General features: G+C 52.3%; 13 protein-coding genes. 8 read left to right on the top strand and 5 right to left on the bottom strand.

Going from position 1 to position 19,780, the window contains the following annotated elements:
- Position 1 precedes the first annotated feature (1 nt).
- Genes QZH36_RS21000 through QZH36_RS20990 form a run of 3 tightly spaced genes read left to right on the top strand, consistent with a single transcriptional unit; the run spans position 2 to position 6,244 of the window.
- Positions 2-247, top strand: a complete 246-nt coding sequence (locus QZH36_RS21000; RefSeq protein ID WP_253461383.1) for a DUF1427 family protein — start codon at positions 2-4, stop codon at positions 245-247.
- Between the two features lie 52 nt (positions 248-299).
- Positions 300-686: a response regulator gene (locus QZH36_RS20995; protein ID WP_253461381.1), complete on the top strand. Its 387-nt coding sequence runs from the start codon at positions 300-302 to the stop codon at positions 684-686.
- Positions 683-6,244, top strand: a complete 5,562-nt coding sequence (locus QZH36_RS20990) for an ATP-binding sensor histidine kinase (protein ID WP_301731047.1) — start codon at positions 683-685, stop codon at positions 6,242-6,244. The genes QZH36_RS20995 and QZH36_RS20990 overlap by 4 nt, the downstream gene beginning before the upstream one ends.
- A gap of 52 nt (positions 6,245-6,296) precedes the next feature.
- Here QZH36_RS20990 and QZH36_RS20985 read toward each other — a convergent pair whose 3' ends face one another.
- A complete protein-coding gene (locus QZH36_RS20985) occupies positions 6,297-6,911 on the bottom strand; it encodes a response regulator transcription factor (protein WP_301253003.1) in 615 nt (204 codons plus the stop codon).
- A 742-nt stretch (positions 6,912-7,653) separates the two neighbouring features.
- On the opposite strand from QZH36_RS20985, the gene QZH36_RS20980 reads away from it, so the two are divergent.
- The 5 genes from QZH36_RS20980 (at position 7,654) to QZH36_RS20960 (ending at position 14,717) form a co-directional block, all read left to right on the top strand.
- Positions 7,654-7,971 (top strand): hypothetical protein, encoded by a 318-nt coding sequence (locus QZH36_RS20980; RefSeq protein WP_301731046.1) that lies wholly within the window; start codon positions 7,654-7,656, stop codon positions 7,969-7,971.
- Between the two features lie 403 nt (positions 7,972-8,374).
- The gene (locus tag QZH36_RS20975; RefSeq protein ID WP_301731045.1) at positions 8,375-9,481 is read left to right on the top strand and encodes an efflux RND transporter periplasmic adaptor subunit; all 1,107 of its coding nucleotides are present in this window, start codon (positions 8,375-8,377) and stop codon (positions 9,479-9,481) included.
- Positions 9,478-12,573, top strand: a complete 3,096-nt coding sequence (locus QZH36_RS20970; protein ID WP_301731044.1) for an efflux RND transporter permease subunit — start codon at positions 9,478-9,480, stop codon at positions 12,571-12,573. The genes QZH36_RS20975 and QZH36_RS20970 overlap by 4 nt, the downstream gene beginning before the upstream one ends.
- 845 nt (positions 12,574-13,418) lie before the next feature.
- Positions 13,419-13,883: a recombinase family protein gene (locus tag QZH36_RS20965; protein ID WP_301731043.1), complete on the top strand. Its 465-nt coding sequence runs from the start codon at positions 13,419-13,421 to the stop codon at positions 13,881-13,883.
- An 18-nt stretch (positions 13,884-13,901) separates the two neighbouring features.
- On the top strand, positions 13,902-14,717 hold the full coding sequence (locus QZH36_RS20960; RefSeq protein WP_301731042.1) for a DUF4225 domain-containing protein: 816 nt from the start codon (positions 13,902-13,904) through the stop codon (positions 14,715-14,717).
- On the opposite strand, the gene QZH36_RS20955 is transcribed toward QZH36_RS20960, so the two are convergent.
- From QZH36_RS20955 to QZH36_RS20940, 4 genes are all read right to left on the bottom strand, one after another.
- Entirely contained in the window at positions 14,698-15,024 is a 327-nt protein-coding gene (locus QZH36_RS20955) for a hypothetical protein (RefSeq protein ID WP_301731041.1), read from the bottom strand. The two genes, QZH36_RS20960 and QZH36_RS20955, sit on opposite strands and share 20 nt — an antisense overlap.
- 1,416 nt (positions 15,025-16,440) lie before the next feature.
- Entirely contained in the window at positions 16,441-16,683 is a 243-nt protein-coding gene (locus QZH36_RS20950) for a hypothetical protein (RefSeq protein ID WP_301731040.1), read from the bottom strand.
- Positions 16,684-17,773: 1,090 nt separating this feature from the next.
- On the bottom strand, positions 17,774-18,739 hold the full coding sequence (locus QZH36_RS20945; RefSeq protein WP_253461366.1) for a ParB family protein: 966 nt from the start codon (positions 18,737-18,739) through the stop codon (positions 17,774-17,776).
- The coding region (locus QZH36_RS20940) for an AAA family ATPase (protein WP_301731039.1) at positions 18,736-19,780 on the bottom strand (1,045 nt) is incomplete at its 5' end. The genes QZH36_RS20945 and QZH36_RS20940, both read right to left, overlap by 4 nt.

The raw sequence follows: 19,780 nt of genomic DNA, 5'->3' as shown, positions 1-19,780 counted from the left end.
TATGTTAAAGACCTATTCTGTTTCGCTGGCGGTCGGCGTTCTGGCAGGCGTTATTTACGCCGTTCTGGACGTGAGCTCTCCGGCGCCGCCGTTCGTTGCGCTGGCAGGCCTGGCAGGCATGCAGATCGGCGAACATATTATCCCGTTGATAAAACGTCTGCTTAGCCGTCAGCCCGTTAACCTGCGCTGGTTTCGCCATGAGTATCACCATAAAATTGGCGACAACCCACCGTCTTCGGGCGACTAAACCTTCCAGGGAAGCGCCTCACCAAGGCCTTAGCTTTATAAAGGAACATAGCATGCAGCTGCCGCAGCGCATCGTCGTCGTCGATGATGAACGTTCTGTCCGCAATGGCCTGACCAACCTGCTTCAGTCTGAAGGTTATCTTACCGATGCCTTCGAGTCGGCAGAATCTCTTCTTGGCGATGAAGCAGCGATGGCGACTGCCGCGCTTTTTATTATCGATGTGCAACTGCAGGGCATGGATGGTTTTGAGCTTTTTATCAATCTTACCCGGCGGCTGGAAAAGCCGCCGGGTATTATCATTTCCGGCAGCGGCGATGAAAACATGCTGCGGTATGCGGTTCATCTGGGCGCCATCGCATTTTTGCCAAAGCCCATCGAAATTGATACGTTGTTTGAACACATCCGTCAGGAGTTCTCCTCAAAGGCTGCCCCTCAATGAGTATGGATCCGCAGGAGTTGAATGCCGCAGAAAGCGATGAAGTGATGCTGTCAGAGGATATTGCTTTTAGCCAGCTGGCGCAGGAGGGCAATATCGACTGGCTTTTGTGCCGACACGCCACCACCGGCGAAACCTTTGTGCTGGCCACGGCAGCCAGTGAAGAGGCGGTTTTCCACGTCACACAGCTGCTTAAAAACGAGTATGCCCTTCGCGCCAGCCTGGCGGAAAGCTGGGCTTTGAAGCCCCAGCGGCATACCCTTTTTAAGGGCCGCTATGCGTTGATCTACAGGACGTTTAATTATCGTACCCTGGCGGATATGCTGTGTATGCCGCCAGGCGGCATTCCCGACTTTCTTGGCAGCGCCGCGATGCTCTGCCATACGCTGGGCAGCATGCATCAGCAGGGGCTGGTGCACGGCGACATCAAGCCGGCAAACTTTTTTTATAACGATGACGGAACCGTTTATCTTGGCGGGTTCGGGCTGTCATTCATCGACAACGATCTACTTCAGCATCCTCGTCTGCCGGTGGCAGGTGGAACGCTGGCGTACATGTCCCCGGAACACACTTCCCGCTCTGCCCATCCCGTCAGTCGGGTAAGCGACCTGTACAGTCTGGGGATCGTGCTTTATGAGTTGCTGACCGGCAGGCTGCCCTACGGCAGCGCTGAAGGCAGGCACGCCGAATGGGTGCATCACCATATTGCCTCGGAAGCGTTACCGCCCCACCTTATTCGTCCTGACGTCCCGCTTATTCTGTCATCAATTATTCTCAGGCTGCTGGCCAAATCGCCGGAATACCGTTATCAGACGGCTGAGGGCGTCCTCGCCGATCTCGGCCGGTGTGCGGCCACGCTGATGCCGGGCGGCATGATTGCATCTTTTACGCTCGGGCTACAAGATTCACAGCCGGCGGACTATTCACCCGATAGCCTGTGTACAGATCATCCGCAGGCAACCGATATTCTGGCGGCTTTTGATGAGGTCAGCAGCAGCGGCAAGCACAGTCTGGTGGCGATAAGCGGGGTGCCCGGCGCAGGGAAATCGTCGCTAATCGGATCTGCGCTGAAATTACTACGCCATAAGAAAGCGCTGCTTACCGTCGTGAAGGCAGACCAGCATTCGCCTGTCCTGCCTTATGCCGTTTTTACTGCCGCATTCAGGACGCTGGCTCTCCATGTGCTGGGCCTTCCCACCCAGGAAATGACGCGCTGGAAAACCCACATTACGCGCCTGCTGGGAGAATATGCCGGCCTGGCTGTTAACCTGGTTCCCGAGCTGGGCATCCTTCTCAACCAGAAAGCCGCCGTTCAGATGCACTCGCATCCCCTTGATGCAAAAGATCGCTTCAATCTTGTAGCCTGCAGTCTGGTCAAGGCGTTTACGGCTTCCGGGCGGCCGCTGGTCATGCTTATCGACGATGTGCACTGGGCCGATCGGGCTACGCTGCTCCTGTTACAGAATCTGCTGAGCTTAAGCGAAGATATTCCCCTGCTGCTGGTGATTACCTATCGTGACAGCGTCTCGCTGCCCTGTCCTACCATCGCCGGCAACCTGAATCGTATACGGGCCTGTGCGGTCCGCATTACCGATATCACGCCGGAACCGCTTTCCGAAAAAAACATCGCCGACTGGCTTGCGGGACTTTTTCATACCCGCAGCTCGGCAACGAGCGAACTGGCCCGGGTGATCCACGAAAAAACGGCCGGTAATCCGCTCGCTACCCGAGAATTTTTTCGTCAGGCCGTTCGGGACGGGCTGATTACCCATCATGCGCCATTAAAATGGAGCTGCGATCCGCAGGCCCTCAGAAACTGCCACTATACGGCGAACGTTGCAGCCAGCGTATTGCGGCATCTGACCTCGTTGCCGCTGCCGACCCGGCATCTTCTGGGCAGGCTGGCGTCGCTGGGCAGCGCTGGCGGGCTGGACGTGTTGAGCAGGATTATCACTGTTCCCGTTTCGGAAATAGAACGAACGCTTCTGCCGGCCGTCACGGCCCGGCTGATAACGCTGAATGAGGCGGGATATGCCTTTATGCATGACACCATGCACGAGGCGGCGCTTAATCTTCTGAACGATGAAGATAAAGACAGCTTCCATTGCGCTGCTGCGCTTTATTACATTCACGAATCCAGCCTTGATGTTACCAACGCTTTGCTTTTCCGGGCGGCGCATCATCTGCTTGCTGTCAAAACGCTTTCTCTTCTTACGCCAGATGCAGCGCGGTTCTGTCAGCTGCTGCTTAAAGCCGGCAGGCGCGCCAAAACCATGGGCGACTATATTTCAGCGCTGCGCTACCTGCAAACCGCTCGTTTGCTTAACCAGGGCGCGGGTAAGGCAGAAAGCGGCGAATTTTTGCTTGAAGAAGCGGAGTGTGAGTTCCTGAACGGTAATCTGCCAGCCGCGCTGAAATTAAGCGCGGCGATCCACGCTTCGCCTGGTGAAGTCGCGGACAAAGCGGAGGCCGCCTGCCTGATTGCCGAAATTCATATGCGCCAGTCGGACAGCAAGCTTGCGCTGGAAACGGCGCTCGCCTGGCTTGCGGTGTTTGGCATCCAGCTGAACCGCAACCCGGCTCAGGAAGAGTGTGATGAAGCAAGGATCGTCCTGAAGGAGGACGTAGGGAAAAATCCCTATACCCGTTTCCGTTCTCTGCCGCTGGTTACCTGCAAAAACACGGAAGCCGTGATGGATCTGCTGGCCAGCGCCAGCACCTTTGCCGCCTTCATTAATCCGCGGCTGCATTTTATAATCCTGTGCAGGCTGCTGCATTTATCGATGGCGCACGGCCTGAGCGGAGCTTCGACGCTGGCCCTCTCCTGGTACGGAGTGGTGTGTGGCGATCGCTATGATGAATACAGTCGTGGCTTTGCCAGCACGCTTCTGGCGCGGGAGCTGGTCTATAAGCATGACTTCGTCAGTTTTAAAGCCCGTACGCTGCTGCCGCTGGATCAGGTCAGCGTCTGGACGATGCCGCTGACCTATGCCATTGAACGGGCAAAAGCCGCTTTCGACGTTGGGGTGGAAACGGGCGATCGCACATCTGCCTGCCTGGCGTTGCGCCATCTCATCATGAACTATCTTGCCCGCGGCGACCATCTTGACGGGGTGCATACGTCAATTACGCGCGGACTGCTGTTTGTCAGAAAGGCGCAGTATAAAGACGTTGAAGTGATCCTCGGGATGCAGCTGGACTACGTTCTTTTTCTGCGTAAGCCCAGGGACGGCCTCTTCACCGGTAATCATTTCGTCACGCCGGTGCTGGCGGTGGTTAAACCTGAAAATGCCGTTGAACCCATGTATCTGATGCAGTTCTGGTTGCGTCTTTATAAAGCGATGGCGCATTTTTTTGCAAACGAATACGCCGATGCACAACGGTGGTTTAAAGAGGCCGCGCCGTTTACCGCGCTGATCCCGGGGCATGTGCATATGCTCGATTTTCATCTTTACAGCGCGCTTACGGTCACGATACCGCTCAGCTCCGGCTCTATGACCGACGCGTTACGGCTACAGTTAGGGAAGCACCTCGACAGGATCGTGACATGGTCAAATGAAAACGCGAAAACGTTTTCAGACAAGGAGGCGCTGCTGCGCGCGGAGCTGCTTCGCCTTGAAGGTGAAACGGCGCGGGCATCGGAGCAGTTTGAACGAGCTATCACGCTGTCCCATGAGGAGCAATTTCATCATATCAACGGCCTTGCCTGCGAACTTGCCGCGCGTATGGCGTATGCCCGGGAGATGGCGTTTGCCGGGGATGCCTATATTAAAGGCGCCATGGCGGCCTGGGAACATTGGGGAGCAGGCGCTAAAGTTCGCCAGCTGGAAACGCAGTATCCGGCCCTCGCCAGCCACACGTCCCGGACTGCGCTGAGCACCGTATCTTTTGAGCAGAGTGCGGCCACAAGCGATTTGCAGAGCATGGTGACCGTAATGCGGGCCCTCACAGAAGAAATCAATCTGGATCGGCTTATCCATATCCTGATGATGATGCTGGTGGAGCGTGCCGGGGCGCAGCATTGCATGCTGATCCGCCTGATTGACGGCAATGTGCCCGAGATTCAGGCAAGAGCCTCCACGACCGCTGAAGGGGTTAAGGTTAAAATCGTGCGGGAGCTGCCCGTAGCAACCGACCTTCCGCTTTCGGTGCTTTCTGCCGTGATCCGTACCGGCCAGGAAATCCGTACCGGTAAGCCAGAAGTGTTCAGCCCGTTCAGCCAGGATAACTATCTGGTGGCGTCCGGCGCGGCGGTCATGTGCGTACCGATGTTCAGACAGGCGCAGATGGTAGGCGTGCTTTATCTGGAAAATCGGTTAATGCCCGACGTGTTCACCGCCGATCACTCAAGGATCGTTGCCATGCTCGGGGCACAGGCTGCGGTATCGCTGGAAACGGCCCGTCTGTACGCTGAACTGGTCGATGAAAACATTCAGCGCCGCAAAATTGAAAAGCAGCTTCGCGCCAGCCAGACCTCGCTGATGCTCGGGGAAAAAATCAGCCATACCGGCACCTGGCACTGGCATCTGGAGCCCGATATCCAGTACATCTCTGATGAATATAAACGCATCATGGGGCTGCCTGCGGAGCAGGTCGCGACCTCCATGGCCGAGTTCCAGCGGCGCGTACATCCGGATGATATTGCCTGCCTCAGAGAGCTGATCGAAACCAGCGTGCGTGAAGGCGTTACCATGCAGGCAGAGTTTCGGATTGTCCGCGATGATGGGGAGTGCCGTTACATTAAAGGGATCGGCGAGCCGAATGAAAACTGGCCGGAAGTAGCGGAGTATTTCGGCACGCTTACGGATATTACCGCACAGCGCCAGTCAGAGGATGCGGTCAGGATCGCTCAGGCGGAACTGGCGCGCGTCGCACGCGCAACCACCGTTGGGCAACTAACCTCTTCTATCGCACATGAAATCAACCAGCCGCTGATGTCTATCGTGGCCAACGCCGGTGCCAGCCAGCGGTGGCTTAAACGCGACCCCGCTAATCTGGAAAACGCCAGCAAAAGCCTTGATGAAATCATCCGTGAAGGCCGCAGGGCCGGTGATATTATTCACGGTCTTCAGGCGCTCACGCGTAATCAGGTTGCAAAGTTTGCGCCAGCAAAAATGCATCGCCTTACGCGAGACATTATTGTTCTCTCCCGGCTCGAGCTTGAACGCCGTTTCGTCTCCCTGGAGCTGGATCTGACTGCCAGAAATGACGAGGTTTTTTGCGAGAGCGTACAAATTCAGCAGGTATTGCTTAACCTGGTTATCAACGCTATTGAAGCGATGGCCAATAATGCCGGCGCGCGTACTTTACGGATCGCCTCTTCCCATCCCGCCAGCGATCTTATCCGTATTGAGGTTGCCGATAACGGAATCGGCCTGTCTGAAGAAGTAACAGGAAAGATTTTCGATTCTTTTTACACCACGAAAGCGGAAGGAATGGGAATGGGGCTGACTATCAGCAAAGAGATAATTAAACGCCACGGAGGAGAGCTACGGGCGGAAAACCGCCTGGATGGCGGGTGTCTGTTCTGGTTTACCCTGCCGGTTGAGGGGGGTGTGTAAGCCTCAATATTCTCCCGCCCCGTGCGGGAGCGTCTTAAGAGGGCCGGGATGACTACATCTCCTGCAGCAGCCCCAGCTTTTCCGCCGTTCTGACAAGTTCTGAGACCGACCGGACTTTCATTTTCTCCATTACCCTGCGCTTATGCACTTTTGCCGTTATTTCACTGATGCCCATTTCCGCGGCAATCTGTTTATTCAGCAGCCCCAGAAGAACAAACTGCATCAGCTCTTTTTCACGGGGAGTAAGCGAAGCGTATCGACCGGTAATTTCCAGCTTTTCCTGGGAGATAACCGCGCTTTTTTCAGACAGCGCAAGCGCGTCAGCAACCACCCGCAGTAAATCGTCCGGCATAACGGGCTTGGTCAGGAATTCAAACGCGCCGGCCTTCATTGCCCTGACCGTGAGCGGAATAGTGCCGTAGCCGGTCAGGAAAATGGTGGGGATAACGTGGCCGCGAGCGTTAAGGTGCACGGAAACATCAAAACCGTCAAATCCGGGCATATTCAAATCCACTATCAGACAACAAGGCGTAGGATAATCTCTCTGCTCAAGGAAATCTGACGGGCGGGTAAAGGCCGAGATCAGATAGCCTTCCGACCTGAGAAGATTTTGCAGCGAGCTAATGACGGATTCATCGTCGTCGACAAGATAAATTGTTTTATCCATAAAGATCCATTTTGATTCTTACGAATTCTGTTTTTGCAGGCAATGCAACATAACATGAAATGATGAACCGTAGAATCAGCCTTACTTATAGTTCGTTTCGATTCAGGTTTTTCCTTATTGCCTGTCGTTACGCGGTGCATAAATGTAGCCGTAAAGTACATTGCTGTAGGGTTTACAGGCATTAGTGCTTAATTCACTGTCACAGGCGGAAACGCTATTCGCTATAAGATGCGGTACGGCTGGTCGTCGCAATGGTGATGGGCAATCCTGAAAAAAGCCTGCCAGAGTAGCGTAATGAGATAATCCCGGTATGGCCTTGTCGGGCCTGACTACTGGTGCAACTGTCTCCAGCAGCGGAACGGGAACCATCGCGGAAAGCGAACATGATGCCCATTTGCTATCTTTCCGGAATAGCAGAAATATTTAATGGCACAATACCAGAAAAAAACAGGCCAGCCGTAAGGTACGCTGGCGTAATTTAACCCCGGCCTGACTGAACAGCAGGAACGGAAAATAACCATGAATTCTACAAATCGCTGATGGTATTTCCGTCCTGCTGGTACGTTCGAGGCCTGTTTAAAATCCAGTATCGTCATAATCACTTTTATTTTTAATGCCTTTTTCGTACCTGGTTTTGATATTAAAGGCGTAAAGAATTACCTCTGCCACCTCTTTTTGTTCATTGCATAAATTTTAACCGGAAGATAAAGCCCCGGATCCCGGGTAATAATTAAAAGGGCTCATGCGTTTTGCTGTCTTCTGCAATGCTGAAATCATGCTTCCAGAACCCATGGCTGTCGGCCAGGGCCTGAACCGTTTCATCTCTTTTAGCCGATGGCTGAGAAGCCCCGACGAGAAAATCCGTGAAGGGTTTTATATCTTCATTAAACGTCTTAATTGTGATCCCGCCAGTCCTGCAAAGAAATTTATTCTCTGCCTGACTTTCGGGATAAGTAGCGGCTTTGTGATTAAGGAAATCAGAGGCGTTATGCCAGGGTATCAGAGCCTGCATCTGCGCAAGAATTACCAGTCCCTCCGGTTTGAAATGCCAGAACAATAAAATTTTTTCGCCAGCTCACTCAGGCCGGCAGGATCCTTATAGTCTGCATATTCCACGTAATCCTTAATCCGTTGAGTAGCAGTCGGCCAGTAATATCTTCTGTCAGGCGCCCGCATTGCAAACACTGAGCACGTCTGCGGCCACTGAATGAGTACATCATGGCTAACGGGCGGCAGGCGGGAGATTTTTAACGAATAACGCTGCCGGACGAGGCTGCACATGCAATATATCCGGTTGTGCGGCCTTATATCTGTCCGGTTCAGCCCTAAAAGACGCCGGCTGCTGCTGCGCTCCCGCCATCACTGATACTGAGAAGCCTGCCCCCTGATTTTGTGACTATTGACATTTATGGTCACTGGTCTGAGAATGCCGTCACCGTCCTGTTAAATCAAAAAGGGAACCCATGCACAGGCTTAAACCTGCCACCTTAGCCGTATGCCTGTTGCCGCTTGCCCTTGTGGCCTGCGGCGAGCCTTCTGACGCCAGCGATCCACGTACTCAGCCCCCTTTGGTCAGAGCCGCAACCGTAGTGAGTGCTGTCGATACCTCCCGCGCATTTACCGGCGTTGTCGTCGCTCGCGTTCAAAGCGATCTTGGTTTCAGAGTACAGGGAAAGATCCTTGAACGCCTGGTTGATACCGGCCAGGCCGTTAAGCGTGGCCAGCCATTGATGCGTCTGGATCCCGTTGACCTGCGTTTGCAGGCACAGGCTCAGCTTCAGACCGTCGCGGCTGCACAGGCTCGTGCCAGGCAGGCGGCTGATGATGAGGCGCGTTATCGAGGCCTGGTCGCTACAGGCGCCGTATCGGCATCGGCCTACGACCAGATAAAAGCCGCAGCGGAGACGGCAAAAGCTGAGCTTAGTGCGGCTCGGGCACAGGCCAGAGTGGCACAAAACGCAACGGGTTATGCCGTGCTGCTGGCCGACGCCGACGGCGTGGTCATGGATACGCTGGCCGAGCCCGGCCAGGTCGTCAGTGCAGGGCAGCCTGTGGTCAGGCTGGCCAGAGCAGGCCAGCGCGAAGCGGTTGTGCAGCTACCCGAGACGTTACGCCCGGCTCCCGGAAGCGGGGCTGAGGCCACGTTATACGCTGGCGGAAAACAGTCATCTCCTGCGAAACTGCGCCTGCTCTCCGATGCGGCCGATCCCGTGACGCGCACCTTTGAGGCGAGATATGTGCTGGAAGGGACGCTGGCAGGCGCACCGCTGGGTTCTACCGTTACGCTCCATATTGCAGAAGATAAAGCAGCCCGGCAGGTGATGCAGGTACCTTTAGCGGCAATCTATGATCCAGGAAAAGGGCCGGGTGTCTGGAGTATTTCAGGTAAACCCGCCAAAGTGTCATGGCGGTCCGTTCAGGTGCTGGGTTTGGGTGACGATGCAGCAAGGATAACGGGTAGCCTCAGGCCAGGCGAGCAGGTGGTTGCTTTGGGTGCGCATTTGCTGCACGACGGTGAGGCCGTCCGCATGGAACAAAGCGACACCCGCGTCGCCGGGAGCCAGCTATGAGCGAGGGGAAATTCAATCTTTCAGCGCTTGCGGTTCGTGAGCGCTCAATCACCCTGTTCCTGATCATCCTGATTACGGTCGCGGGCGTTCTTTCATTTTTCGAACTGGGACGGGCTGAAGATCCCCCTTTTACCGTCAAGCAGATGACGATTATCTCTGCCTGGCCGGGCGCTACCGCACAGGAAATGCAGGATCAGGTGGCCGAACCGCTTGAAAAACGCATGCAGGAGCTCAGGTGGTATGATCGGAGTGAAACCTACACGCGTCCCGGACTGGCTTTTACCCTGCTGTCGCTGCAGGACAGTACGCCGCCTTCACAAGTGCAGGAAGAATTCTATCAGGCGCGTAAAAAGCTGGGTGATGAAAACAAAAACCTGCCGGCTGGTGTTATCGGGCCGATGGTTAATGATGAATTTTCCGATGTGACCTTTGCGCTCTTTGCGCTGAAAGCAAAAGGGGAACCACAGCGACTGCTGGTCCGCGATGCGGAATCGTTGCGCCAGCGCCTTCTGCATGTCCCAGGGGTCAAGAAAGTCAATATTATCGGGGAGCAGGCGGAACGTATCTTTGTCTCGTTCTCCCACGACCGGCTGGCCACGCTGGGCATTTCTCCTCAGGATATTTTCTCCGCCCTCAACAGCCAGAACGTACTGACACCCGCCGGTTCAATTGATACCCAGGGACCGCAGGTCTTTATCCGCCTTGATGGCGCTTTCGATAAACTGGAAAAAATTCGGGAAACGCCCATCGTTGCGCAGGGCAGAACCCTGAAACTTTCTGACGTCGCAACCGTTGAGCGTGGCTATGAAGATCCGGCGACTTTCCTGATCCGTAATCAGGGTGAACCGGCATTGCTGCTGGGCATCATCATGCGGGACGGCTGGAACGGCCTGGATTTGGGGAGCGCGCTGGATGCTGAAACGGCCAAAATCAATGAGGGTATGCCGCTCGGCATGACCTTGACCAAGGTCACCGATCAGTCAGTCAACATCAGCTCCGCTGTTGATGAGTTCATGATCAAATTTTTTGTCGCGCTGCTGGTGGTCATGGTGGTGTGCTTCGTCAGTATGGGATGGCGCGTGGGCATTGTGGTCGCGGCCGCCGTGCCGTTAACGCTGGCTATTGTCTTCATGGTGATGGAGGCTTCCGGCAAAAACTTTGACCGTATCACCCTGGGGTCGCTGATCCTTGCGCTCGGGTTGCTGGTTGATGATGCCATCATCGCTATTGAAATGATGGTGGTGAAAATGGAAGAGGGCTACGACCGGATCAAAGCCTCGGCCTATGCCTGGAGCCACACAGCCGCCCCGATGCTCGCCGGCACGCTGGTCACCGCCGTTGGTTTTATGCCTAACGGTTTTGCACAGTCCACAGCAGGTGAATACACCAGCAATATGTTCTGGATTGTAGGTATCGCCCTTATTGCTTCCTGGGTTGTGGCGGTGGTGTTTACGCCTTATCTGGGCGTGAAGATGCTGCCGCAAATCAAAACGGTAGAGGGAGGGCATACGGCCCTCTACAACACCCGTCATTACAACCGCTTTCGACGGGTGCTGACCCGCGTTATCGCGCAAAAATGGCTGGTGGCCGGCACCGTTGTTGCCCTCTTTGCCGTTGCTGTTCTCGGGATGGGGCTGGTGAAAAAACAGTTTTTCCCCACTTCCGATCGCCCGGAGGTGCTGGTTGAGGTTCAGATGCCTTATGGCACCTCTGTTGAGGAGACCAGCGCCACCACGGCGAAAATTGAAGCCTGGCTGAGAAAGCAGAAAGAGACAAAAATCGTCACCTCCTACATCGGGCAGGGGCCGCCGCGGTTTTATCTGGCCATGGCGCCCGAGCTTCCCGATCCGTCGTTTGCGAAAATTGTCGTGCTGACGGACAGCCAGGATGCGCGTGAGACGCTTAAGTTCCGCCTGCGCGAAGCGGCAGCCGGCGGCCTGGCACCTGAGGCGCGCGTACGCGTGACGCAACTGGTGTTCGGTCCGTATTCACCTTATCCGGTGGCCTACCGGGTTATGGGGCCGGATCCCGCCACCCTGCGTGAAATTGCAGATAAGGTAGAGAAGGTGATGCAGGCCAGCCCGATGATGAGAACCGTCAACACCGACTGGGGGCCACGGGTACCGACGCTGCATTTCACGCTTAATCAGGACCGCCTTCAGGCGGTAGGGCTGACAACAAACGCGGTTGCGCAGCAGCTTCAGTTTCTGCTTTCAGGGGTTCCGATCACCTCTGTGCGGGAGGATATCCGTTCGGTGCAGGTGATGGGACGGGCTGCAGGTGATATCCGGCTCGATCCGGCAAAAATAGCGGGCTTTACCTTAGTGGGGGCTTCCGGCCAGCGCATTCCGCTCTCTCAGGCAGGCGAGGTTGAGGTACGAATGGAAGATCCTGTTCTGCGCCGTCGCGATCGTACTCCGACCATTACCGTAAGGGGAGATATCGCCGACAACCTGCAGCCGCCGGATGTTTCTACGGCAATGATGAAAGCGTTGCGGCCGGTCATCGATAAGCTTCCGGCCGGATACCGCATTGAGCAGGCGGGATCGATTGAAGAATCCGGTAAAGCGACGAAAGCGATGGCGCCGCTGTTCCCGATTATGATCGCCATGACGCTGCTAATCATCATTTTGCAGGTGCGGTCGATGTCAGCGATGGTGATGGTCTTTCTTACCGCGCCGCTGGGACTGGTCGGCGTAGTGCCCACGCTGCTGCTCTTTAACCAGCCGTTTGGCATTAATGCACTGGTTGGACTGATTGCCCTGTCGGGCATCCTGATGCGTAACACCCTGATCCTGACAGGACAGATCCACCATAATGAGCAGGAAGGGCTGGCACCTTTTGATGCGGTGGTGGAGGCAACGGTACAGCGCGCCCGCCCGGTGTTACTGACGGCAATGGCTGCCATTCTGGCATTTATTCCGCTGACGCATTCCGTGTTCTGGGGAACGCTGGCCTATACGCTGATTGGCGGTACGTTGGGCGGCACCATCATCACGCTGGTGTTCCTGCCCGCTATGTACGCAATCTGGTTCAACATTCGTCCTGATAAACCGACCTCTGCTGACGAAGAAGCCTTGAAGCGACCATAGCGCTTAATCAGGCGTGATCTCTGAAGAAGGGATCACGCCCTTTACTATATCGAATTGAGTGAGGAGGTTTAACCTGTGGCGCCTGAAAGTCAAAAGCGCATTGTCGTGACCGGCAGCGGCGTTGTCAGTCCTCCCGGATGCGGTACTTATAAGGTCTGGTATAGGCTTCTGAGGAGCGCTCGGTTATAACAAGCCTTTCGATACCAATCCATTGATGTCGCCTGAAAGCGTCAGGAGATTTTAAATGCCGTTTTGTCGGTGAGTAGTACCGTAGCCCGGCAAAGGCGGCTACGGTTTGACATATTTCACCAACCCTCCTCGCTGCAAAGTCAGAGCTGCCAGTACCGGTGAAGAACCCCTTGTGCGCCATCGGGGTGATCATGGCAAGGCCTCTATCTCCGCGTTAGTGCTGTGAGGCATTTACGGGCGTGTACACGAAATCTGAAGCAATACCCCAAGGGCCCGCCTGGAAAACGGAAAATTAACCATACCAAGACTACCTTGTAACCTGTCTGCTCTTACCTGTACCTTGAATCGCAGCGCTACTGTGTTTCTGTATCCCAAACTGAACGTTGCGTACAGTATATAGTCACCGCGTAGCAAAATAAGAGAAGCCATTAACGGATAGTGTGATCACTACGTACATTCCTTACAGTTAAGGGTTCGCGCTCAATGAAATAAAATCACCCGTTAGGCTTATGAAACTTAAAGCAGGATATTTCCGTTTTCCAGGCGATCCTTTACTGGGCTATGCCAGGGTATTAACCAGTCACGGGATGTTAACTCTCCAGGTGGCTGAACCGAAAACTGCCGGTATGCAAAAGAATTAGATTTTTAATGACATAATGACCGGGGTCACTGACGAACGGGAAGGACTGAAGCGGTGCCTGGCCGGGCTGAACAAGCCGACATCATCATTTGTACTAAAAACACACAGCCTCGTGCGCATTAAAGCTGAGGTGATTCATATCGTTGACACCTGCTATAAAAAGAGGAGTGCCATCCGTTTTCTGGAAAATGGTCTCAGTACGGAAGGCACGATGGGCAAAATGATCATTCAGATCCTTGCAGCTGTGGCGGAGGCTGAGCGTAAGCGCTTTCTGAAACGAACCAATGACGGGCGGGGTGCTGCGATGGCCTCTGGTTTTCGGTTCGGCAGAAAGCCTCATCCGACGACAGCTTCGGCTCTGATTCCTCAGAGAGTTTCATTTAAGGTAGTTTCGGAGAAAACAGACATATCGAGACCGACATATTCCCGGCTTAAACGACGGTTTACAGCCAAAAATAAAAGGTTATCATCGGCTATGTAATAAAAAGGGAGAACATAAATGGATGCTGCATTACTTGATATGATGCGCTCAGGAAGGAATAAAAACTGGGCAGAAACAATGATTAATCTTGAAGCCAGAAAACTGGTTAATACCGCCAACAGACTTTCTGCCTTTCACCTGCAGGATGGTCTGACCCGGATTAATTTTGTTCAGGAAATAAAACAGGTTGTCGAGCATCAATTTGCCGCTGCCCGGCGAGCGAAATCTGATGAAGAATGCATAGCATGCATCAAAAACTTGAGAGTAGAGACCGAAAACCTTGAAGAACAGGGCAGGATGCTGCGTATGAAGACAGCAAAACTTTACGCTAAAGTGGAGTTTGTCCGGGAAAATAACAAAATTGTCGGGTATGTGATTTCTGCTGTTAATGTGGTTTTGTCCGGCGTTGAAATAGCTGTTGGCCTAACCCTTATAAGTTCTATGACGCCTTTGGGCGTTCTGGCCGGTGCTGTTCTGGTTACTGATGGTGCGAACGGCATAAGTAAAGAAATTGCGCACTACGCAATGGATAACAAAAATTCGGAAGGTTTGGTTGCTGATACTGCTATGTCCACAGCTGAATTTATGGGATTCAGCCGTAATAGCGGGCTGGGAATCTATAAATCAATCTCGCTTGTTGCAAATGCATATAGCATATTCGGTCTGTTCAGACGCCCTGGAACATGGCGGTTATTTCGATATCTTCCCGCCGATTATTACAGGAAAGTCAACACCATGAGCCGTCCAAAGCTCACAATGAAGATTGTCGGTTATGGTGTTAAAGCTAAGGTCATATTTGACCTTATGTCTGTTACTAACGCGGTTCAGAACTAGTCGTTAATCTGCGATAGCGCCATGACTTGTATGCAAGTTTTGCTGGCGTCAAATACCATATAAAAGGCAGTACAATCGCAAGTGTGGCCGCAAGCGTGATGCTGGTATCTACGGATGCCAGCACCAGCGTGAGAGCAAGTACGATAAAGGCAACGATAGTAATCCACTTTGAAGCGTTAAAGCGGTTAGCAAGATCATGGGTCACGGAATCCAGCGATCCGCCATAATTAGCAATATTGTTTTTCAGTTTTTGTAGATCTGCATGGCTAAAGCCTGACTTTAGCAGCGCTGAATCGCTTACGTTCATAGCATTCCACCTTCCATCCTTAAAATGTAGAGACCTCTTTGCAGCAAGTATACACAAAAATCCTGTGCAAAGCTGGATCGTATCTAACCATAAACTGGTATTTTTTATAGATTAAACATACGCTTATATCTGTAACGTGTTTATTTACATGATTGCCACTCAAATCGCTCAATCAATATCACTTACTCGGCCTTGGGATAACCAGACTGTTACGGCACATAAAATACTTCTTTAGCATGTTCTGCTGTAATACCTGCGGTTCATTCCATTGAAATCAAAACTCACCTTAAACTGTGCCCTTTTTCAAGGATCCCCTGGCTCTATGACTTTTAGCCATATTGATTTTTGCAAGTCGGGTATCCATGGGTAGTGCCTAAGTACATCTCTCATAGGGAAAAATACCGCACTTGTCTGATAGATTAGGTGGCAGGTAAGATGCATCAGAGGAAGGGTGATGTGCCGGGATTCAAGTAGGCTGGCGGTATAAAGGCGCCTGCCTGTGCTGAAGAGAGAACATTCCCTGCCGGCGCCGGTAATGCGCGAAGCGCCCTGTTCCTGACAGGTTTCACCGATCCCATCCCCCGCCCTGCAAAGCCAGACCCGCTTGTACCGGTGAAGAACTCTTTATGCGCCGCCGGAGTGGTCATTGCAAGGCCTTTGGCCACGGGCGGTAGCTCCTCGTAAGCGCCGTCAGGCGCTTACTGGCGTGTACATGAAGCCTGAAGCGACAAACCTTAAAGCGGTACTGATTTTAGTTACATCATACTATTTAAAACCACGTCTGTTCCGGGCCTATGGCCCGGAGCGGGGCAACTTTTCAGTGAGGAGAAGCGGGTCCGGGTATCGGGATGTACATGGAGGTTACCAAAAGACTTCATGAATGCTGTAACTAATTATGTGATGGACAATGCCATCCGTATACAGTTAACTACCTTAATTTTCATAGCTACCGCGAAAGTTTTTTAATAAAGCGAGGTTTTATACCGGTAAGTAAGTGGAGGGAGCGACCTTTTTAGTGCTGTCTCTGGCACACGAAAGCTACACCCTTTTTGAAGGGCATGCTGTGTTAAGGATTAATATTCGAAATTAATAGCTACCGGCCCTACTTTTGACGCTAATCTCATGTGTCGAAGTTAAGTGCTTTTCAGATGCCCCTTCGCCATTTTTCGGTTTCAACATGACCAACTCATGCGATAAAAGGCATAAGAAAAGGGGTTAGTTTAGTAAAACCTGACAAAGCTAAATTTATGTCACGGTGCCAGCGCAAAACCGTGCCCGACTGCAGTAAGTTAATAAAGGGCAATGTTAAGGCTTGAGGGCAGTATAGGGTTCCGGATCGGTATTCAGGCGCCTCGGCTGTTCGGTTTTCAGCACCGATTCCAGCGCGATGACCTGCTGAACCATTATTTTCGATGATCAGGCGACCCAGGTATGGTAATGGCCGTTCTTTCTGCCCGCTTTGGCTGCCGCAAGGGAACCCACCTGCCCTGCCGTTTCATCCAGCAGTTCATCCAGACGTTCCCCGTTCTGGCGGCTGCGTTTTTCCGGCTCGCCTGCCTGATGACTTTGTCCTGCTCCTACCTCGCCAGGTCTGTACTGATAGCCTAGTTGCGGAACTGGCCAGGTCAGGCACGGCTCTCTTCTCCAGAGATGCCGCATAACGCAAAAATTTTTCAGACAACCAAAGACGCAATGGCTTGTTCGGGCCGCTATCATTATCCTTCTCGTGCAGCACGATAACGTAGCGCAGCTGTTCATGTACTGATAAAGCTTCAGGCGGGCTGTTACAGGCTTTACGTCCGTTTTCATAAACCTGAAGCATACCCCTTGCCACATCGATATGCTCCAATGGCGCCATGATTTCAGACGGATAATCGCTGTCGGGATTGTAATCGCAGTTTGCAACCAGTGTGTGGGACAGGACATCCAGCACCTGGCGGTTTTCAGAACGCGCATGTATGCGCATCGGTTTTGGTTTGAAATCCGGATCGTTGTGACGCGTATAGAGTACATATCCCGTCTGCCAGAGCTTAATTAGATCCCGGTTTCTGTGCCAGTCGTGGCTTTGGAAACTTACAACTATCCTGGCTGCCAGATAAATACGTATCCTCTTATGCCCATAGTGTGTAGCTCAGATGCTTGCTCGTTCCACATTGAAGGCACATATATCTGCACCCTTAAGTCACATAATGCCCGCTTCTCCAGCGCAGATATATTTGTGACAAGCGCCAATGCATGAAAAAGTGTGATGTGCATAAAGACATCCTGCCGGATTAAAGTTGTCTGTGTTCCGACCTATGCGATGCCGACAAATCTGCCCGCAGCAAGCAGAGGGCGCAGCGTCGAAACCGCACCTAGTGCACTACAGGCAAGGATTAATACGAAATCTACAAACCAAAACAGAAGATCATAGTGGGACTTTCAATATGAAAGAAATCAAAAAATAATTTATTTATCATAAAGTTAAGTACATAAATTCTGCGGGACAATTTTATGAGTGGCTGCATAATGAGCGATGCATTCTGGCGCGGCATAAATGATACTATTTAAGACAGTTATGCTTTCCAAATACACGCCGCTCAACCTCTTCGCTGATGAAGTTATCTGTAGGCTCAGAAAAAAACCTCGGGACTTTCAGTATGAAAGGATCCGAGAAAAAAATTAATATTCAGTCAGTTACATACGAATTTTTGGCGGGACAATTTGACTGGCAGACGATGCCGGAATCGCCCGGCACTCGATAAACTTTCTATTCACCGCCAGGCATTTTTTCCATTATTTGCTTTATTGCCTCATCAATCTCCGCCTGTAAAGCAGGTGAAATTCGGGAGAACTCGTAGACTACCAGACGTTTTTTCAAGTCAGTTTTCTTTCTGGCATATTGACGACGATCGGCAAATTCGCGCAGTTTTACTGTTTCAACCTGCTTACCCACTGCCTGTTTTAAACTCTTACTTTCAGCACGAATTATCGCAATAATTTTCGCTTTATCCGTACTTGCCCCCTCAGTCTCTGCAATCTGCTGCCTGACCTTTTTCATCAGTTCAGCAACAGGCATTCCTTTATTTTTAGCATCTTCAGCCACCTTGAGAAGCAACTGGTAGTCAGCCAGGGAGATATCATTGATCACGGGAAATACGGCGACCATCTCATCAGGAACCGCAGCAGCCTGGAACGCGCGCGTAACTTTAGCTGGAGAGATATTTTCCGCTCGTGCTATTTCGTCCTTGGACATACCTTTGTCGTACATCATCTCAAAACGTTTGCCCAGCTCGCGTAAACTGTGTTCCCGTGCTGTCTGGATATCAATAGCCAGTTGGCGCGCGTCTGCAATGCTGAGCTCGTCTTTGGTGACCAGTACGTCAAATTTTGTCTGGCTAAAAATACATGCGGCACGCCGGCGTGTACCGTCCAATATTTCGATACGCCCACCGACTTCGCGACCGATAGCCGGAAAAAATTGTTGCAGCTTAATGGTACGCGAGATATCACTAACTGATTCAGGCGTAAGCATGGTTTGATCACGCCCGTTAACAGCTGAGTCAACAAATGTTTTAGCCTCGATATCTCCGCTAAACACAACGGTACTGACAAATTTTGCGGTTTTACCTGATTTAAGCGTAAAGGTCCTGAAATTACCTTCCCCTTCGAGCATTTTGGCAAACTCAGAACTGCTGTTTCCCAGTACACGCCCGCGTGCTAATACCTTTTTCATTCTGCGGCTCCCCTGATGAACTCAATTCGGTCAAAAACCGCCTTTGTGAAACGTTCGGCTTCTGTACGGGCCTTTTTTAGTGCTTCTGCGCTACCGGGATAAGACACCGGATTTGCACTTATTATCGTATCGAATGATTCACCGCAGCGCTCAAATCCATCCAGGCGCGGCAAGGATGAATCCAGAATGCTGCTTGCATAAACTTCCCGCGCCAGACTGTGTGACGTTTCATGATCGCGCTTATTGGTCATCTTGGACATAAACCCGATATTTGCGCTTAAACGCGGTTCGACGCCTTCTTCTTCCAGGCGCTCCAGCATTTCAGGTAAGCGGGTCAGATATTTAAGCGTCGAATGGAAATCGACCTGTGCCGGTGGAGTGGGCGTCAACAGTAAATCACTGGCCGCCAGGCCATTAAGCAAAAACGGATCGAGGTGAGGGCCGGTATCGATAAAAATAAAATCGTAATCGTCAGCAACACGGTCAATGATTTTTTTCCTGAGGACTTCAGAAGGCTTTGAGCCGGGAAGATGTTCTGCAACCAGTGACTCCCACTGGCTGGCCACAAAACCATCATCAATGGATGCCGGTATCACATCCACGCCAGGGATGATCGTCGGGCGGATGACGGTTTCGCGTAATGTTTCCGCATCAAGATCGTTCAACATAGCCTGCGCAGCAGTCTCAAGAACCGACCCGATACTGTGGGTATGATCCAGGAACATGGTGCTTGATGCCTGAGGGTCGAGATCTATTACCAGAATCCGTAAATCATGACGCAACAAATCCTGATGTACACGTAGTGCATGTGCCAACGTTACGGTACTGACGGTCTTCGATACCCCACCTTTCAGGTTTACCACAAAAATCACATAAGGTTCCTGATGTATATCCCGGTATTTAGGAATTTTGCGATGCGCATAGATATCTATAACGTTTTGAATTGTTAATGCATATTGTTCAACGTTACCGACCTGCTTTTTGTTGAAATCATAACCCTGTTCTTCCATTTCTTTCATGGATTGTTCGACGATACGGCGG

The sequence above is a fragment of the Erwinia wuhanensis genome (genome assembly GCF_030484085.1).
GTDB lineage: Bacteria > Pseudomonadota > Gammaproteobacteria > Enterobacterales > Enterobacteriaceae > Erwinia > Erwinia aeris.
This window is presented reverse-complemented; position numbering and strand designations above follow the sequence as displayed.